At 70.3% G+C, this 17,152-nt stretch carries 15 protein-coding genes; 11 read left to right on the top strand and 4 right to left on the bottom strand.

The window, feature by feature from the left end:
• The first annotated feature begins 1 nt into the window (after position 1).
• The 5 genes from ACFY0K_RS11735 to ACFY0K_RS11715 all read left to right on the top strand — a co-directional run bounded on the left by ACFY0K_RS11735 (position 2) and on the right by ACFY0K_RS11715 (position 5,995).
• Positions 2-838, top strand: coding sequence for a siderophore-interacting protein (locus ACFY0K_RS11735; RefSeq protein ID WP_390639680.1), 837 nt, complete (start codon positions 2-4; stop codon positions 836-838).
• Positions 839-983: 145 nt separating this feature from the next.
• On the top strand, positions 984-2,426 hold the full coding sequence (gene desA, locus ACFY0K_RS11730; protein ID WP_390639679.1) for a lysine decarboxylase DesA: 1,443 nt from the start codon (positions 984-986) through the stop codon (positions 2,424-2,426).
• Positions 2,410-3,687 carry a lysine N(6)-hydroxylase/L-ornithine N(5)-oxygenase family protein gene (locus tag ACFY0K_RS11725; RefSeq protein ID WP_390639678.1) on the top strand — a complete coding sequence of 426 codons (1,278 nt, stop codon included), beginning with the start codon at positions 2,410-2,412 and terminating at the stop codon, positions 3,685-3,687. The genes desA and ACFY0K_RS11725 overlap by 17 nt, the downstream gene beginning before the upstream one ends.
• The gene (locus tag ACFY0K_RS11720) at positions 3,684-4,229 is read left to right on the top strand and encodes a GNAT family N-acetyltransferase (protein WP_390639677.1); all 546 of its coding nucleotides are present in this window, start codon (positions 3,684-3,686) and stop codon (positions 4,227-4,229) included. Before ACFY0K_RS11725 ends, ACFY0K_RS11720 begins: the two co-directional genes overlap by 4 nt.
• On the top strand, positions 4,226-5,995 hold the full coding sequence (locus tag ACFY0K_RS11715) for an IucA/IucC family protein (protein ID WP_390639676.1): 1,770 nt from the start codon (positions 4,226-4,228) through the stop codon (positions 5,993-5,995). The genes ACFY0K_RS11720 and ACFY0K_RS11715 overlap by 4 nt, the downstream gene beginning before the upstream one ends.
• A gap of 59 nt (positions 5,996-6,054) precedes the next feature.
• On the opposite strand, the gene ACFY0K_RS11710 is transcribed toward ACFY0K_RS11715, so the two are convergent.
• Positions 6,055-7,626, bottom strand: coding sequence for a beta-N-acetylhexosaminidase (locus ACFY0K_RS11710; protein ID WP_390639675.1), 1,572 nt, complete (start codon positions 7,624-7,626; stop codon positions 6,055-6,057).
• Between the two features lie 141 nt (positions 7,627-7,767).
• On the opposite strand from ACFY0K_RS11710, the gene ACFY0K_RS11705 reads away from it, so the two are divergent.
• A complete protein-coding gene (locus ACFY0K_RS11705; protein WP_390639674.1) occupies positions 7,768-8,631 on the top strand; it encodes a DUF4429 domain-containing protein in 864 nt (287 codons plus the stop codon).
• Positions 8,632-8,698: 67 nt separating this feature from the next.
• Here the strand turns inward: ACFY0K_RS11705 and ACFY0K_RS11700 are convergent, their stop codons facing one another.
• Positions 8,699-10,264, bottom strand: a complete 1,566-nt coding sequence (locus ACFY0K_RS11700; protein WP_390639673.1) for a purple acid phosphatase family protein — start codon at positions 10,262-10,264, stop codon at positions 8,699-8,701.
• Between the two features lie 165 nt (positions 10,265-10,429).
• On the opposite strand from ACFY0K_RS11700, the gene ACFY0K_RS11695 reads away from it, so the two are divergent.
• Both ACFY0K_RS11695 and glmS read left to right on the top strand, forming a co-directional pair.
• On the top strand, positions 10,430-10,687 hold the full coding sequence (locus tag ACFY0K_RS11695) for a hypothetical protein (protein ID WP_352359318.1): 258 nt from the start codon (positions 10,430-10,432) through the stop codon (positions 10,685-10,687).
• A gap of 30 nt (positions 10,688-10,717) precedes the next feature.
• Positions 10,718-12,535, top strand: coding sequence for a glutamine--fructose-6-phosphate transaminase (isomerizing) (glmS, locus tag ACFY0K_RS11690; protein WP_390639672.1), 1,818 nt, complete (start codon positions 10,718-10,720; stop codon positions 12,533-12,535).
• Between the two features lie 129 nt (positions 12,536-12,664).
• Here glmS and ACFY0K_RS11685 read toward each other — a convergent pair whose 3' ends face one another.
• Both ACFY0K_RS11685 and ACFY0K_RS11680 read right to left on the bottom strand, forming a co-directional pair.
• Complete coding sequence (locus ACFY0K_RS11685) at positions 12,665-13,231, bottom strand: GPR1/FUN34/YaaH family transporter (protein WP_390639671.1); 567 nt, start codon at positions 13,229-13,231, stop codon at positions 12,665-12,667.
• A 154-nt stretch (positions 13,232-13,385) separates the two neighbouring features.
• The gene (locus tag ACFY0K_RS11680) at positions 13,386-13,913 is read right to left on the bottom strand and encodes a universal stress protein (protein WP_352367381.1); all 528 of its coding nucleotides are present in this window, start codon (positions 13,911-13,913) and stop codon (positions 13,386-13,388) included.
• A 325-nt stretch (positions 13,914-14,238) separates the two neighbouring features.
• On the opposite strand from ACFY0K_RS11680, the gene ACFY0K_RS11675 reads away from it, so the two are divergent.
• From ACFY0K_RS11675 to orn, 3 genes are all read left to right on the top strand, one after another.
• The gene (locus tag ACFY0K_RS11675; RefSeq protein WP_390639670.1) at positions 14,239-14,616 is read left to right on the top strand and encodes a hypothetical protein; all 378 of its coding nucleotides are present in this window, start codon (positions 14,239-14,241) and stop codon (positions 14,614-14,616) included.
• 377 nt (positions 14,617-14,993) lie between these two features.
• The gene (locus ACFY0K_RS11670; RefSeq protein ID WP_390639669.1) at positions 14,994-16,166 is read left to right on the top strand and encodes a GlxA family transcriptional regulator; all 1,173 of its coding nucleotides are present in this window, start codon (positions 14,994-14,996) and stop codon (positions 16,164-16,166) included.
• A 355-nt stretch (positions 16,167-16,521) separates the two neighbouring features.
• Positions 16,522-17,124, top strand: a complete 603-nt coding sequence (orn, locus tag ACFY0K_RS11665) for an oligoribonuclease (RefSeq protein WP_351497616.1) — start codon at positions 16,522-16,524, stop codon at positions 17,122-17,124.
• The last annotated feature ends 28 nt before the right edge of the window (positions 17,125-17,152 follow it).

Below are 17,152 nucleotides of genomic sequence, written 5' to 3'. Positions count from 1 at the left end.
TATGACGACGGCCGTAGCCGCCCCGTTCCGTTTCTTCTCCCTCCAGGTCGTACGGACGAGGCGGCTCGGTCCGTCTCTGGTCCGGGTCACCTTCGCCGGTGCCGATCTGGCGCACTTCCACTCCCACGGACGCGACCAGTCGCTCTCCCTGTTCATCCCGGCCGAGGGGTGCGCCGTGCCCGTCGTACCGATCGAGCTCGGCGAGGGGTGGTGGCAGGGGTGGCGCGACCTGCCGGACGGCGTGCGGGCCGTGATGCGGTCGTACACGCTGCGGGAACTGCGCCGGGATCCCGACGAGGTCGACATCGACTTCGTGCTGCACGGGGTCGGGCCGGGGGCCGCCACCCCCGCCGGGCCCGCCTCCCGGTGGGCGTCGCGGGCCGCCGCCGGGGACCGGGTGATCCTGCTGGGACCCGCCGTCGCCGACAACCGGGCGATCCGGTTCCGGCCGCCCGAGGACACCGACCTGGTGGTGATGTGGGGCGACGAGACCGCCGTACCCGCCGCGACCGCCATCCTCCAATCGCTGCCCGCCGGCACCCGCGTGCGCGCCTGGCTGGAGGTGCCGTGCGCCGGGGACGTCCAGGACGTGGTCACCGCGGCGGACGCGGAGATCACCTGGCTGGTGGGCGGCCACGACGCCGTCGCGGAGATCCGCGCCGCGCACCTGCCCTCCCACGCGCACCCGTACGCCTGGATCGCCGGGGAGTCCGGGCGGGTGAAGGAGCTGCGCCGGCACCTCGTCGGCGAGCGCGGGATCGACCGGCGGCGGGTCACCTTCGTCGGGTACTGGCGGCGGGGCCTGACGGAGGAGCAACTCCGGGCGGCCGGCGAGTAGTTACGGCCACCCGGTGGTCGCGGCCGTCGACGTGACGGCCGTCACGGGAGGGCAGCGTTTCACTCGCGTTACTTAGGTTAGGCTAACCTAAGTGGAGAGCGGATCGCTCCCTTCCCCCGCACGGATCGTCCCGGAGGACCCCCTCATGCGCTCGCACCTGCTCAATGACCTCACCGCGGAGCAGTACCGCCGCTCCGTGACCGAAGGAGTAGAGCGAGTGGCGGCCAAACTCGCCACTGCCGACCGTCCGTTCACGGGTGTCACCGTCGACGCCCTCTCCCTCCGCATCGACGGCATCGACCTCGACCGCCCGCTGCACGACACCACCGCGGTGCTCGACGAGCTGGAGGACGTCTACCTCCGCGACGCCGTCTACTTCCACCACCCGCGCTACCTCGCCCACCTCAACTGCCCGGTGGTCATCCCGGCGGTGCTCGGCGAGGCGGTGCTCTCCGCCGTCAACTCCTCCCTGGACACCTGGGACCAGTCGGCGGGCGGCACCCTCATCGAGCGGAAACTGATCGACTGGACGACCGCCCGCATCGGCTTCGGTGCCGCGGCCGACGGAGTGTTCACCTCGGGCGGCACCCAGTCCAACCTCCAGGCGCTGCTCCTTGCGCGGGAGGAGGCCAAGACCGAGAACCTCGCCGACCTGCGGATCTTCGCCTCCGAGGTCAGCCACTTCAGCGTGCGGAAGTCGGCGAAACTGCTCGGCCTCGGCCCGGACGCGGTGGTCTCCGTCCCCGTCGGCGCCGACAAGCGGATGCAGACCGTCGCCCTCGCCCGTGAGCTGGAGCGGTGCCGGAACGACGGCCTGGTGCCCATGGCGGTCGTCGCCACCGCCGGCACCACCGACTTCGGCTCCATCGACCCGCTCCCCGAGATCGCCGGGCTGTGCGAGCAGTACGGCGTGTGGATGCACGTCGACGCGGCCTACGGCTGCGGTCTGCTCGCCTCGCTGAAGCACCGGGACCGGCTCGCCGGCATCGAGCGCGCCGACTCGGTCACCGTGGACTACCACAAGTCCTTCTTCCAGCCGGTGAGTTCGTCCGCGGTGCTGGTCAGGGACGCGTCGACGCTGTGCCATGTCACATACCACGCCGACTACCTCAACCCCCGCCGCACGGTCACCGAACGCATCCCCAACCAGGTCGACAAGTCCCTCCAGACCACCCGCCGCTTCGACGCCCTCAAGCTGTGGATGACCCTGCGGACCATGGGCGCCGACGGCATCGGCGAACTCTTCGACGAGGTCTGCGAGCTGGCGCAGGAGGGCTGGAAGCTGCTCGTGGCCGACCCCCGCTACGACGTCGTCGTCGAGCCGTCCCTCTCCACCCTCGTCTTCCGCTGCATCCCGGCGGCCGTCACCGACCAGGCCGAGATCGACCGCGCCAACCTGTACGCCCGCAAGGCCCTGTTCGCCTCCGGCGACGCGGTGGTCGCGGGCACCAAGGTCGGCGGCCGCCACTACCTCAAGTTCACCCTGCTCAACCCCGAGACCACGACGGCCGACATCGCCGCCGTCCTCGACCTGATCGCCGGCCACGTCGAGCAGTACCTGGGAGAGTCCCTTGACCGCGCGTCCTGAACACCCGACCAAGACCTACGACTTCGTGGGGATCGGGCTCGGGCCCTTCAACCTCGGCCTCGCCTGCCTGACCGAGCCGATCACCGGACTCGACGGCGTCTTCCTCGACTCGAAGCCCGACTTCGAGTGGCACGCCGGCATGTTCCTGGACGGCGCGCACCTCCAGACGCCGTTCATGTCGGACCTGGTCACCCTCGCCGACCCCACCTCGCCGTACTCCTTCCTCAACTACCTGAAGGAGAAGGGCAGGCTGTACCCGTTCTACATCCGCGAGAACTTCTATCCGCTGCGGGTCGAGTACGACGACTACTGCCGCTGGGCCGCGCACAGACTGACCAACGTCCGCTTCGGCACCACCGTGACGGAGGTCCGGTACGAGGCGGAGCACTACCTGGTCGCGACGGCGGCGGGCGAGACGTACCGCGCCCGGCACCTGGTCCTCGGCACCGGCACCCCGCCGCACGTCCCCGAGGCCTGCCGGGACCTGGGCGGCGACTTCATCCACAACTCGCGCTACCTGCGGCACAAGCAGGAACTCCAGTCCAAGGAGTCGATCACGCTGGTCGGCAGCGGCCAGTCCGCCGCCGAGATCTACCACGACCTGCTCGGTGAGATCGACGTCCACGGCTACCGCCTGAACTGGGTGACCCGTTCCCCCCGCTTCTTCCCGCTCGAATACACCAAGCTCACGCTGGAGATGACCAGCCCGGAGTACGTCGACTACTACCACGCCCTGCCCGAGGCGACCCGCTACCGGCTCACCGCCGAGCAGAAGGGCCTCTTCAAGGGCATCGACGGCGACCTGATCAACGAGATCTTCGACCTGCTCTACCAGAAGAGCCTCGGCGGCCCGGTCCCCACCAGATTGCTGACCAACTCCTCCCTGAACGCGGCCGCCTACGACAACGGCACGTACACGCTGAAGCTCCGCCAGGAGGAGCAGGGCAAGGACTACGAGATCGAGAGCCAGGGCCTGATCCTGGCCACCGGCTACCGGTACGCGGAACCGGAGTTCCTGAAGCCCGTCCGCGACCGGCTGCGCTACGACACGCACGGCAACTTCGACGTCGCCCGCAACTACGCGATCGACGTCACCGGCCGGGGCGTCTTCCTGCAGAACGCCGGCGTCCACACCCACAGCATCACCAGCCCCGACCTGGGCATGGGCCCCTACCGGAACGCGTACATCATCCGCGAGCTGCTCGGCTCGGAGTACTACCCGGTGGAGAAGACGATCGCCTTCCAGGAGTTCGCCATATGAGCACGATGTCCATGACCTTCACCTTCCGCCCCCTGGACCCCCTCCAGGACGCCGGGCTGCTGCACCGCTGGGTCACCCACCCCAAGGCGGCCTACTGGATGATGCAGGACGCGAAACTGGAGGACGTCGAGCGGGCGTACATGGAGATCGCGGCCGACGAGCACCACCACGCGCTGCTCGGCCTCGGCGAGGACGGCGAGCCCGCCTTCCTCATGGAGTACTACGACCCGGCCCACCGGGAGCTGGCCGGGCTGTACGAGCCCGAGCCGGGCGACGTCGGGATGCACTTCCTCACCCCCGCCACGGACACCCCCGTGCACGGCTTCACCAGGGCCGTCATCACGGCCGTGGTGGCCCGTCTCTTCGCGGACCCGGCGACCCGCCGCATCGTCGTCGAGCCGGACGTCGGCAACAAGGCCGTGCAGGCGCTGAACGAGGCCGTCGGCTTCGTGCCCGTACGGGAGATCCAGAAGCCGGAGAAGAAGGCGTTGCTGAGCTTCTGCACCCGGGAGCGGTTCGAGACGGCGGTGGCCGCCGTATGACCCTCGCCGACGCCGTGGCCCACCTCTCCCCCGAGCGCTGGGAGAAGGCCAACCGGCTGCTCATACGCAAGGCCCTCGCCGAGTTCGCCCACGAGCGCCTCATCACCCCGGAGCGGGACGGGGAGTCGTACGTCGTCCGCAGCGACGACGGGCTCACCCGCTACCGCTTCACCGCCGTCCGCCGCGCCCTGGACCACTGGCAGGTGGACCCGGACTCCATCACCCGTACCCGGGACGGCGCCGGACTCCCGCTCGCCGCGCTGGACTTCTTCATCGAGCTGCAGAAGTCACTGGGGCTGAGCGAGGAGATCCTGCCGGTCTACCTGGAGGAGATCTCCTCCACCCTCTCCGGCACCTGCTACAAGCTCACCAAGCCGCAGATCCCGGCCGCCGAGCTCGCCGGAAGCGGCTTCCAGGCGATCGAGACCGGCATGACCGAGGGCCACCCCTGCTTCGTCGCCAACAACGGGCGGCTCGGCTTCGGTGTCCACGAGTACCTGTCGTACGCGCCCGAGACCGCGAGCCCGGTCCGGCTGGTGTGGCTGGCGGCCCACCGGTCGCGGGCCGCGTTCACCGCGGGGTCCGGGATCGAGTACGAGTCGTTCGTGCGGGACGAGTTGGGCGAGGCGACCGTCGAGCGCTTCGACGGCGTCCTGCGCGAGCGGGGCCTGGACCCCGCCGACTACCTCCTCATCCCGGTGCACCCCTGGCAGTGGTGGAACAAGCTCACCGTCACCTTCGCCGCCGAGGTCGCCCGCGGTTACCTGGTCTGCCTGGGCGAGGGCGACGACGAGTACCTGGCCCAGCAGTCCATCCGGACCTTCTTCAACAGCTCGCACCCCGGGAAGCACTACGTGAAGACCGCGCTCTCGGTCCTCAACATGGGCTTCATGCGCGGGCTCTCGGCCGCCTACATGGAGGCCACCCCGGCCATCAACGACTGGCTCGCCCAGCTCATCGACAACGACCCGGTGCTCACCTCCACCGGCCTGTCGATCATCCGGGAGCGGGCGGCCGTCGGTTACCGGCACCTGGAGTACGAGCGGGCGACCGACCGCTACTCGCCGTACCGGAAGATGCTGGCCGCGCTGTGGCGGGAGAGCCCGGTCCCGTCCCTGCGGGAGGGCGAGTCCCTGGCCACCATGGCCTCCCTGCTGCACGTGGACCACGAGGGCGCCTCCTTCGCGGCCGCGCTGATCGAGCGGAGCGGGCTGCCGGCGAAGGAGTGGCTGCGCGCCTACCTCCGGGCCTACTTCACGCCCCTCCTGCACAGCTTCTACGCCTACGACCTGGTGTTCATGCCGCACGGCGAGAACGTCATCCTGGTGCTGGAGGACGGGGTGGTACGGCGGGCGGTCTACAAGGACATCGCCGAGGAGATCGCGGTCATGGACCCGGACGCGGTGCTGCCGCCGGCGGTGGAGCGGCTGCGGGTGGAGGTCCCGGAGGAGAAGAAGCTCCTGTCGATCTTCACGGACGTCTTCGACTGCTTCTTCCGCTTCCTCGCCGCGAACCTCGCGGCCGAGGGGGTCCTGGCCGAGGACGACTTCTGGCGGACGGTCGCCGAGGTCACCCGCGAGTACCAGGCGTCGGCGCCCGAACTCGCCGACAGGTTCGCGCGGTACGACATGTTCGCGCCCGAGTTCGCGCTGTCCTGCCTGAACCGGCTCCAGCTGCGCGACAACCGGCAGATGGTGGACCTGGCGGACCCGTCGGGCGCCCTCCAGCTGGTCGGAACCCTGGAAAATCCCGTCGCGGGGTTCTGATCCGGGCCGGCGGGCTCCCCCGAGTACGGTCCTCGGGGGAGCCCGCCGGTCATGTCACCCTAGGCTGCGGGCCAGGGCACCTGGGGCGAGCGGTAGTAGGGGATGCCGAGGGCGTCCCAGCGCGGGGCCTGGGCGGCGAGCCGCACCTTGTAGGCGTCCCAGGAGTGGGTGGCGGCCGGCGACCAGCCCAGCTCCGCCACTCCCGGCAGCCTCGGGAAGGCCATGTAGTCGATGTCGGCGTCCGTGACGATCGTCTCGGTCCACAGCGGCGCCTCGACGCCCCTGACGGCCGAGGCGGGGGTGCCGGCCAGGTAGCTGCCCGGGTCCCAGTCGTAGGACCGCCGCACCTCCACCAGTCCGGCCCAGTCCTGGCCCAGCGGGGTGTCCTCGGTGTACTTCATGTCGAGGTACACCCGGTCGGCGGGCGAGAGGATCAGCCCGGTGCCGTTGCGGGCGGCGTTCACGACCTGGGCCTTCTCGTCGGCGCCGGTGTCGTCCAGGCCCCAGTACTGCGCCAGGGCTCCCCGCGCCGGGTGGGCGCCGGTCAGCTGGTGCCAGCCGATCACGGTCTTGCCGTACTTCGCGACGATCGGCTGGACCCGGTCCATGAACGCGACGTAGTCCGCGTGGCCGGTGGAGTGCGCCTCGTCGCCGCCGATGTGGAGGTAGCGACCGGGGGTGAGGGCGGCCAGTTCGCGGATGACGTCGTCCACGAAGTCGTACGTCACCTCCTTGCCGACGCACAGCGAGCTGAAGCCGACCTCCGTGCCGGTGTACAGCGGCGGCGCCGTGCCGTCGCAGTTGAGGCCGGCGTAGGAGGCGAGGGCGGCGTTGGTGTGGCCGGGCATGTCGATCTCGGGGACGACTTCGAGGTAGCGGGAGGCGGCGTACCGGACGATCTCCCGGTACTCGGCCTTGGTGTAGTAGCCGCCCTTGCCGCCGCCGACCTGGGTCGAGCCGCCGTAGCCCGCCAGGCGTGGCCAGGAGTCGATCGCGAGGCGCCAGCCCTGGTCGTCGCTGAGGTGCAGATGCAGCTCGTTGATCTTGTAGAGGGCCAGCTGGTCGATGTAGCGCTCGACCTGGGCCACGGTGAAGAAGTGCCGGGAGACGTCGAGCATCGCGCCCCGGTAGGCGTAGCGCGGGCGGTCGGTGACGGTCCCGCCCGCGACCAGCCACGGGCCGGGCTGCACGGTGTCCTTCTCGACGGCCGCCGGGAGGAGCTGGCGCAGGGTCTGGACGCCGTGGAAGAGGCCGGCGGGCTCGGCTGCGGTGATCGTGACGCCGCCGCGGCCGCTGTCGAGCCGGTAGCCCTCGGCGCCGAACGGGCCGTGGGACAGGACGAGCCGGATACCCGCCGCGCCGTGGGTGGTCACGGGCAGCCGGTAGCCGGTCGACGGGCGCAGCAGGTCCGCGAGGTACTCGGCGACCCGCCGGGCGGCCCCGGAGCCGTCGACGCGGATCGCGGTGGAGCGGGTGATGCGGTACGGCGTGCCGCCGGGGGTGACCGAGGCGGGCGCCGGGACGACCCGGCCGAGCGGGGCCGGCCCGGTCGCGGCGGACGCCGGGGCGGCGCCGGCCGTGAAGGCGCCGGCCGCCGCGACGAGCAGCAGGGACCCTAGGACGCGGCCCATACGGGGGGTTCGGGGAGTCGTTCTGTGGTGCGATCGCACATGCGCTCCCTTCAGCGGGGGTCGAGACCGACCAGGATTGGTCGAGACGGACCAGGATTGGTCGAGACCACTCTCCCGCACTTCCGGTGGAACAATCCCCGGGTGGCGGAAATCATCCAGAAGGACGGCACTTGGGTCTTCGACGGCGCCGCGCTGCGGCTGACTTCCGGGCGGGACAAGAACGTCGGGGTGCTGCGCCGGGCCCTGGGTGAACTGGTCGTCCCGCTGGGCGCGCTGGCGGGGATCTCGTTCGAGCAGGGCCGCAGGCAGGGGCGGCTGAGGCTGCGGCTGCGGGACGGCGCCGATCCGCTGCTGCACGCCACCGGCGGCCGCCTCGCCGAACCCCACGATCCCTATCGGCTGACCGTCGAGCCGGACCGGTACGGGGTCGCCGAGTACCTCACGGACGAGGTGCGCGACGCGCTGCTCCTGGCGGGGGTGCCGGGGACGCCGGTGAGCGGGTACCTGCTGCCCGGGCCGCCGCTGCCGCTGTCGGTCTCCGCCGGGGACGGCACGGCGTCGTTCGACGGGGAGCGGGTGCGCCTGGAGTGGAACTGGAAGACGGAGGACGCCAAGGCCGCCGCGGGTCCGCGCACGCTGGCCCTGGCGGACATCCTCGGCGTGGAGTGGCAGCCGTCCGCCGGGCTTGAGAACGGCCATCTGAGGTTCCGGGTGACCGGCGCGCCGGTCCGGGAACGGGCCAAGTACGACCCGAACGCGGTGGAGCTGTGGGGGTTCCGGCGGGATCCGCTGATGGCGCTGGTCGCGGCGGCGGTGCAGGCCCGGCTGCCGCATCCTTCGGCGGCCGCCGCGGCGGAGGCGTCCCGGGAGCCGGACGCGCCGGCCGGGGACGACCACGACGCGCTGCTGCGCCGGCTGCGCGAGCTGGGTGAACTGCACCGCGCGGGCGTGCTCACCGACGAGGAGTTCACGAGGGCCAAACAGGCGGTCCTCAGACGCTTGTGAGGACCGCCTGCGGATGCCGTGCGCCCTGCCTCCGGCGCACGGCCTTGCCGCTTGCTCCCGCCGGGCCCTACTTGGCCTTGCGGGCCACCGTGAAGTGGTCGATGCGGTCGCCGGTCTCGGCGATGCCCGACACCTTCAGCTTGGCGTACTGGCCGCGCGGGGCGGGCTCGACGTCCACGCGCAGGAAGGAGTAGTTGAGGTAGCGCACCCGGGACCAGGCGACGGTCTCGTTGACCTTGCCGTCCTTGGTGTTGATGAAGGAGGCGACGGAGTCGACCTCGTTCAGGTGGCCCTCGTAGGAGTCCGGGGCGGTGAACGCGTAGAGGCTGCGGCCGGCCGCGCCCGCGGTGACGTAGACGACACCCTCGGTCTCGGAGTAGGCCGTCTCGCCGATCGGGAGCTTCTTGACGACGGTGTTGCCCTTGATGACGTCGGTGCGCTCGTACTGGTGGTTGTGGCCGTTGATGACCAGGTCCACCGTGTACTTCTCGAACAGCGGCACCCACTCCTGTCGCACGCCCCCCTCCGAGGCGTGCGCCGTGGAGGTGCAGTAGGCGCAGTGGTGGAAGAAGACGACGATGAAGTCGATGTCCTTCGAGGCGCGGAACTTCTTGAGCTGCGCCTCGAACCACTTGGTCTGGGTACCACCCGAGATGCCCAGGTTCGCCGGGATCTCGAAGGAGACGTCGTTCGGGTCGAGCGAGATGATCGCCGTGTTGCCGTGGACGAAGGAGTAGACGCCCGGCAGGTGGTTCTTGTCCGGCCCGTTGTCGGGCAGGCTGAAGCGGGCCTCCTCGCCGCCGTAGCCGTTCGGCGAGTACCAGGCCTCCATGTCGTGGTTGCCGTACGACACCATCCACGGCACGGACTTGGCGACCGACTCGGTCTGGGCCAGGAACTGGTCCCACACGCGGGAGTCGAAGCCGGTGTCCGCGCTCTTGCCCTGGCCGGCCGGGTCGGCGTAGGCGATGTCACCGGCGTGCAGGTGGAAGCTCGGGTTCTGGCCGAGGATCAGGCTGTCGTTGGCCAGGCCGTGGTAGCTGACGCCCTGGTCGCCGAAGGCCGTGAAGGTGAACGGCTCCTTGTTGCGGGGGGCGGTGGTGAAGGTGCCTATGGTGCCGGCGAACTTCGGCGAGGCCGGGTCGAAGCCGTCGTGGCCGACGCCGTAGAAGTAGGTGCGGCCGGGCTTGAGGTTGGCCAGCTTGGCGTGCACGTAGTACTGGGTGTGGTCGCCGCTGGCGCCGATGCCGGCCGGGGTGTACAGGGTGCGGATCTCGGCGTCGATCTTCACCGAGAGGTGGGAGGCGTGGGTGCCGATGCGGACGAACGGCTTCTTGACCGCGACCGGGACCTGCCAGGAGATCGTCATCTCCGTGCTGGCGTCGTTGCCGAAGGCCAGGTGGCGGCCGAACGGGGCGACGTAGGCGCCGTCGACGTACTGGGTGGCGGGAGCGGAGGACTGGGTGGGGACGGCGGCCTGGGCGGTGCCGCCCAGGACGAACGAGCCGCCCGTGACGGCGCCGAGGGTCACGGCACCGCCTCTGATCATGGAGCGCCGGGAGAACTTGGCGCGGAGGTACTCGTGCTGCTCGGCCATGCTCATGCGCTCGGCGAGCTCATCGGGTACGCCCATACGAGGAATGTCCATGGCGTCTGAAAATCGTCTCCACAAGCGACGTGGCGCAAGACACAGGATGGACAGGCTGCGAACAGCACCCCATAAGAGATTCAACAGACCGTTGCCCGGAATCGGGCAGGATTCTTGCGAAACCGGCGCCGGTACCCGAGGATCTACCGGGTGCACGACGAACTCGTTGATCATCTGATGCGGTCCTCGCCCCTGAGCCGGGGCGAGGCGCTGCGGGTGATCCAGGACGTGCTCGCCTACTTCGACGAGACGACCGCGGACTTCGTCCGTCGCCGCCACCGCGAGCTCCAGGCGGAAGGCCTGGTCAACGCGGAGATCTTCGACCGGATCGCGGCGGATCTGAAGTACCGGGCGGTCGCCCCGCCGGAGCTCACCCTCCGGCAGCTTCGTCGCATGGTCTACGGATGACTACGGCCTAGGGATACGGAACACCTATACATGTGCGGAATTGTCGGATACATCGGCAGGCGCGACGTCGCCCCCCTCCTCCTCGAAGGTCTGCAGCGGCTGGAATACCGCGGTTACGACTCGGCGGGCATCGTCGTGTCGGCCCCGAAGACGGCCGGTCTGAAGATGGTGAAGGCCAAGGGCCGGGTCCGCGACCTGGAGGCCAAGGTCCCGGCGCGCTTCAAGGGCACCACCGGCATCGCCCACACCCGCTGGGCCACCCACGGCGCCCCGTCCGACGTGAACGCCCACCCGCACATGTCGGCCGACCAGAAGGTCGCCGTCGTCCACAACGGGATCATCGACAACGCCGCCGAGCTGCGCCGCAAGCTGGAGGCGGACGGTGTGGTGTTCCTCTCGGAGACCGACACCGAGGTCCTCACCCACCTGATCGCCCGCTCCCAGGCGGAGACCCTGGAGGAGAAGGTCCGCCAGGCGCTGCACGTGATCGAGGGCACCTACGGCATCGCGGTGATGCACGCCGACTTCCCCGAGCGGATCGTCGTCGCCCGCAACGGCTCCCCGGTGGTCCTCGGCATCGGCGACAAGGAGATGTTCGTCGCCTCCGACATCGCGGCCCTGGTCACCCACACCCGCCAGATAGTGACCCTCGACGACGGCGAGATGGCCACTCTCAAGGCCGACGACTTCCGCACCTACACCACCGAGGGCACCCGGACGACGGCCGAACCGACCACCGTGGAGTGGGAGGCAGAGTCGTACGACATGGGCGGCCACGACACCTACATGCACAAGGAGATCTTCGAGCAGCCCGACGCGGTCGACCGCGTGCTGCGCGGCCGCATCGACGACCGCTTCTCCACCGTGCACCTCGGCGGCCTCAACCTGGACGCCCGCGACGCGCGTGCCGTGCGCCGGGTGAAGATCCTCGGCTGCGGCACCTCGTACCACGCGGGCATGATCGGCGCCCAGATGATCGAGGAGCTGGCCCGCATCCCCGCGGACGCCGAGCCCGCCTCCGAGTTCCGCTACCGCAACCCGGTCGTCGACCCCGACACCCTGTACATCGCGGTCTCCCAGTCCGGTGAGACGTACGACGTGCTCGCCGCCGTCCAGGAGCTGAAGCGCAAGGGCGCGCGGGTGCTGGGCGTGGTGAACGTGGTGGGCTCGGCGATCGCGCGGGAGGCGGACGGCGGCACGTACGTGCACGCGGGCCCGGAGGTCTGCGTGGTCTCGACGAAGTGCTTCACGAACACGACGGTCGCCTTCGCCCTCCTCGCCCTGCACCTCGGCCGCATCCGCGACCTCTCGGTCCGGGACGGCAAGCGGATCATCGACGGCCTGCGCAAGCTGCCGGCCCAGATCTCGGAGATCCTCGCCCAGGAGGCGGAGATCGAGAAGATGGCCGCGGAGTACGCCGAGGCCCGCTCGATGCTCTTCATCGGCCGCGTCCGGGGCTATCCGGTGGCCCGGGAGGCCTCCCTGAAGCTCAAGGAGGTCTCCTACATCCACGCGGAGGCGTACCCGGCGTCCGAGCTCAAGCACGGGCCGCTGGCCCTCATCGAGCCGGCCCTCCCCACGGTGGCGATCGTCCCCGACGACGACCTCCTGGAGAAGAACCGCGCGGCCCTGGAGGAGATCAAGGCCCGCAGCGGCAAGATCCTCGCGGTGGCCCACCAGGAGCAGGAGAAGGCCGACCGCACGATCGTCGTCCCCAAGAACGAGGACGAACTCGACCCGATCCTGATGGGCATCCCGCTCCAGCTCCTCGCGTACCACACGGCGAAGGCCCTGGGCCGCGACATCGACAAGCCCAGGAACCTCGCCAAGTCGGTGACGGTGGAGTAGGGGTCATCCGGTCGCGCGGACTGTGCGGGGCGACGAACCCGAACGGACCCCCGCGTGTGCCGAATGCCACGCAGGGGTCCGCTCATTGGATCGCCGGGGACGCCCAACTCCCCGGCGTCGGCTGCCATATCAGCCGTGGGCCGTCACCCCCCGACCGGCAGCCCGCCCCGGCAGCACCGTCGGCCAGTGCGCGAGCGCGGCCGTCGCGGCGTACCAGGCCACCGCCCCCGCCGCCACCGCAACCCAGCCGCCGACCTTGGTCAGTGACGAGCTGTCGGCGAACTGGGCGACGGCGAGCAGGAGCATCGCCAGGAACAGCAGACCGTGCATGCCCTGTCCGAGCTGGTCGCCGCCCGCGAGGGTCAACGACAGGGCCACGAGGGCGAAGAGGAGCAGGAAGAGCCCGGCGCCGTTGGCCGAGGTGTGGCCACCGGACGAGACGGCCCAGGTGAACCAGAGGGCGCCGAGGGCCACATAGCCCGTGCCGCTCGCTGCGTCACGGTCACGGAAGGCCAGCAGGCCGACGAGGAAGAGGGCGACTCCGCCCACGTAGTGGGCGATTGACACGGCGTCGGAGGTGGTGACGCCGTCGATGACACCGGTGGTACCGAGTCCGAACGCCAACAGGGTGATTCCCAGGGCGAGTCGGCCGGCCACGGTGGTGGTTCCGCTTCCCGCAGAGACGTCGTTGTCCACGGCGGGCTCCCTTCATGCTTTGTGCAGTTGTGCGCGGTGACCGATATATGCCCTTCACAAGGGCACAAACACCTCTGCACGCCAGGAATTTCAGGCATCGCACGAAGAGAGCCGGACCGTTCCCACGGCACATCTCACCTGGGAGAACGTGGAGTTACGGAATGACAACGACAGGCCGCTTGGCCCGCTTGGCGAGCCGCCCGGCGACGGAGCCGAAGATCCGCCCGACGAGCCCGTGGGTCGACCCCACGACGATCGCGTCGGCCTCGTACTCCCGCCCCACCTCTTCGAGTTCGTGGCAGATGTCACCGCCGCGCTCGACGAGGATCCAGGGCACTTCGGCCAGGTAGTCCGCGCAGGCGAGTTCGAGACCGAGCACCTCGGTGCGGTGGTCCGGGACGTCGACGAAGACGGGTGGCTCGCAGCCGGCCCACACGGTGGTCGGCAGTCGGTTGGCGACGTGGACGATGATCAGCCCTGCGCGGGAGCGGTGTGCCATCCCGATCGCATAGGCGAGGGCGCGCTCACTGGAGGTGGAACCGTCGAAGCCGACGACCACTCCGTGCTTGAAGGCGGGATCGCAGGAAGGGCGTGACTCTTCCGCCGCCAGCGCATCGGCCGCCGTGGGGTCGGCGACCGGCCGCTTGCGGTCCGCTGGATCGAAGAATTCGTGACCGGCCATGGCTGTCTCGGCGTTGTGATCCTTGTGTGGGAGGGACGGTGTGCGGCGAGCTCGTGTCCGGGAAACATCTTCCCAACCCCATACCCCCAAGGGTACGGCGGCACGCCTCCTCAGCCCAGATCCCGCGCACTCTCCGTAGGGGACCTTCCCCGGAGTCGGTTAGGGGTTCCAGGGAGCATGCACGAGCCGCGCCCGTAACGCAATGGTTGCTGCCCCGTACAGGCGGTTTGCACAGGATTCGGACAGCACCGGGGCCCACGCACGGTGACCGACCGCTCGAACGCGCGTTGATCCCGGTACGAGTGCGTCATGAGGGAGTACCACCATGTCCGGACCGCGCCGCACCACCCCCGCCCCGCACCGCGCCCCCACCTCGCGCCGCGCCCCCGCCCCGCGCCGTACCGCCGACCCGCGCCGCACCCCCGCCCCGCACCGCGCCCCCGACCAGCACCGTGCTCCGGACAGCGCCGGCGACGTGGTCCGCTGGGCCGCGTTCTCCTGCGTGCTCGTGCCCGTGGTGCTGCTCTGGTACGGCAGCTCGGCGGTCGGCGCGGCCGGCACCGCCCTCGGCCTCGCCGCCGTCACCGCCGCGTGCCGCTTCCTGCTGCGCCGCTCGGAACTCGGTGCGAGGCTCGACGCGGAGCGCGGGACGGCCCCCCGGGGAGGCGGACGTCACACCCGCAGCACTACACCGGTCGACTGACCGGTTTCCGCGCACGCCAACGCTTGTTTTCAGCCAACTTGGCGGACCTGTGCAAGAGGGGCACCAACCACCCCCCAACCCCCGTTCCACCTGCACGGAAAGGGTCCGCAGGCCCCTCCGCACCCTACGCGGTTTGGCCACTGCGACGAGGCGCACTTCCCTGCACGGCCCGTGAGTGCAACCCTTCGTGATCGAATGCTTCACGCCAAGTTGTCATGTCGACAATCGACGGCGTGTCGAACTGGTCAACGCAACACCGCGGAAACCAGTAGATTCGATCTTGACGTCTTACGGCGGGGGACTCGTGCAGGACCGAGGGGAAACGTGCAGGAGCGACACAACCGAGGAGCCGCGACCACCGAGGGGGGCTTAGCAGGATGAGCCACGACTCCACTGCCGCGCCGGAAACCGCGGCCCGGAAACTGTCCGGGCGACGCCGCAAGGAGATCGTCGCGGTGCTGCTGTTCAGCGGCGGCCCCATCTTCGAGAGTTCCATACCGCTGTCGGTGTTCGGGATAGACCGCCAGGACGCCGGCGTACCGCGCTACCGACTACTGGTGTGCGGTGGCGAGGAAGGCCCGCTGCGGACCACAGGGGGCCTGGAACTCACCGCGCCGCATGGCCTGGAAGCGATCTCACGCGCCGGCACGGTCGTCGTACCGGCCTGGCGCTCGATCACCGCGCCGCCACCGGAGGAGGCACTGGACGCGCTGCGGCGCGCCCATGAAGAGGGGGCCCGCATCGTCGGGCTGTGCACGGGCGCGTTCGTGCTGGCCGCCGCAGGCCTGCTGGACGGCCGCCCGGCCACCACCCACTGGATGTACGCGCCGACGCTGGCCAAGCGCTATCCGTCGGTGCACGTCGACCCACGGGAACTCTTCGTGGACGACGGCGACGTCCTCACGTCCGCCGGTACGGCGGCCGGAATCGATCTCTGTCTCCACATCGTGCGGACGGACCACGGCAACGAGGCGGCCGGCGCGCTCGCCCGCCGCCTGGTGGTCCCGCCGCGCCGCTCGGGCGGTCAGGAGCGCTACCTCGATCGATCTTTACCAGAGGAGATCGGCGCCGACCCGCTCGCCGAGGTCGTCGCCTGGGCGCTGGAGCACCTCCACGAGCAGTTCGACGTGGAGACGCTGGCGGCTCGCGCGTACATGAGCCGCCGCACCTTCGACCGCCGCTTCCGTTCCCTGACCGGGTCGGCGCCGCTCCAGTGGCTGATCACGCAACGGGTCCTCCAGGCGCAGCGCCTCCTGGAGACGTCGGACTACTCGGTGGACGAGGTGGCGGGCCGCTGCGGCTTCCGCTCCCCCGTCGCCCTGCGTGGTCACTTCCGCCGCCAGCTGGGCTCGTCCCCGGCGGCGTACCGGGCCGCGTACCGGGCACGCCGTCCGCAGTCCGAGCGCCCCGAGGCCCCGGAACCGTCCCCGCTGCCGCCCACGGGCCCGCTTCCGGTCCAGTACCCCGAGGGCGTACTGCCGATGCAGACCCGCAGGACGGCAGCGGTGGGCCTGTCCCCCAGCCTCCCGGGCCCCCGCACGGGCAGCTGACCCACCCCGGCCCACCCGAGACCCTCGGGTGGGCCGGAGCCCACCATGCCGCGAGGCAGGCCACGACGTGACGCCCCCTGTGACGACGAGGACGCGCGGCCCTCTCTCAGCCCGTCCGGCGTTTGAGGACAACGCCACAGCGGCAGCCACAGCGCCCGAGGACAACGGCGATCATCCACCCTCCAGCCGACCGGCACCCGATGACGACCACGCTCAGCCACCCACCCAGCCCGTCCGGCGTTCGAGGACGAGGCCGTAGGCCGATGATGCGGGGGTACGGGGGCGGCAGCCCCCGGAGACGTCGGCGTCGTACCGGGGGGCACCCAAACGCCGACGTCAGCTTTAGGGTGGTCGCATGAACGATCGCATGGTGTGGATCGACTGCGAGATGACCGGCCTCTCGCTGTCCGACGACGCGCTCATCGAGGTGGCCGCACTGGTCACCGACTCCGAGCTGAACGTGCTCGGCGAGGGCGTGGACATCGTCATCCGTCCGCCGGCCAAGGCACTGGAGACGATGCCGGAGGTGGTGCGGCAGATGCACACCACGTCCGGCCTGCTCGACGAGCTGGCCGGCGGCACGACGCTCGCCGAGGCCGAGGAGCAGGTCCTGGCCTATGTACGGGAGCACGTGAAGGAGCCCGGCAAGGCCCCGCTGTGCGGAAACTCCGTCGGCACCGACCGCGGCTTCCTGGCCCGGGACATGGCGGCCCTGGAGGGATACCTCCACTACCGGATCGTCGACGTGTCCAGCGTCAAGGAGCTGGCCCGGCGCTGGTACCCGCGGGCTTACTTCAACAGCCCGGAGAAGAACGGCAACCACCGCGCCCTCGCCGACATCCGCGAGTCCATCGCCGAACTGCGCTACTACCGCGAGGCCATCTTCGTACCGCAGCCCGGCCCGGACTCGGACACCGCGCGGACGATCGCGGCCAAGCACGTCCTGCCTGCGGAATAGGCCGCGGGGAGGCCTCCGGGAGGCCCCG

Source organism: Streptomyces sp. NPDC001507 (genome assembly GCF_042894765.1).
Taxonomy (GTDB): domain Bacteria; phylum Actinomycetota; class Actinomycetes; order Streptomycetales; family Streptomycetaceae; genus Streptomyces.
Note: the sequence above shows the minus strand (reverse complement) of the source record. Positions and strands in the feature narration are given on the sequence as shown.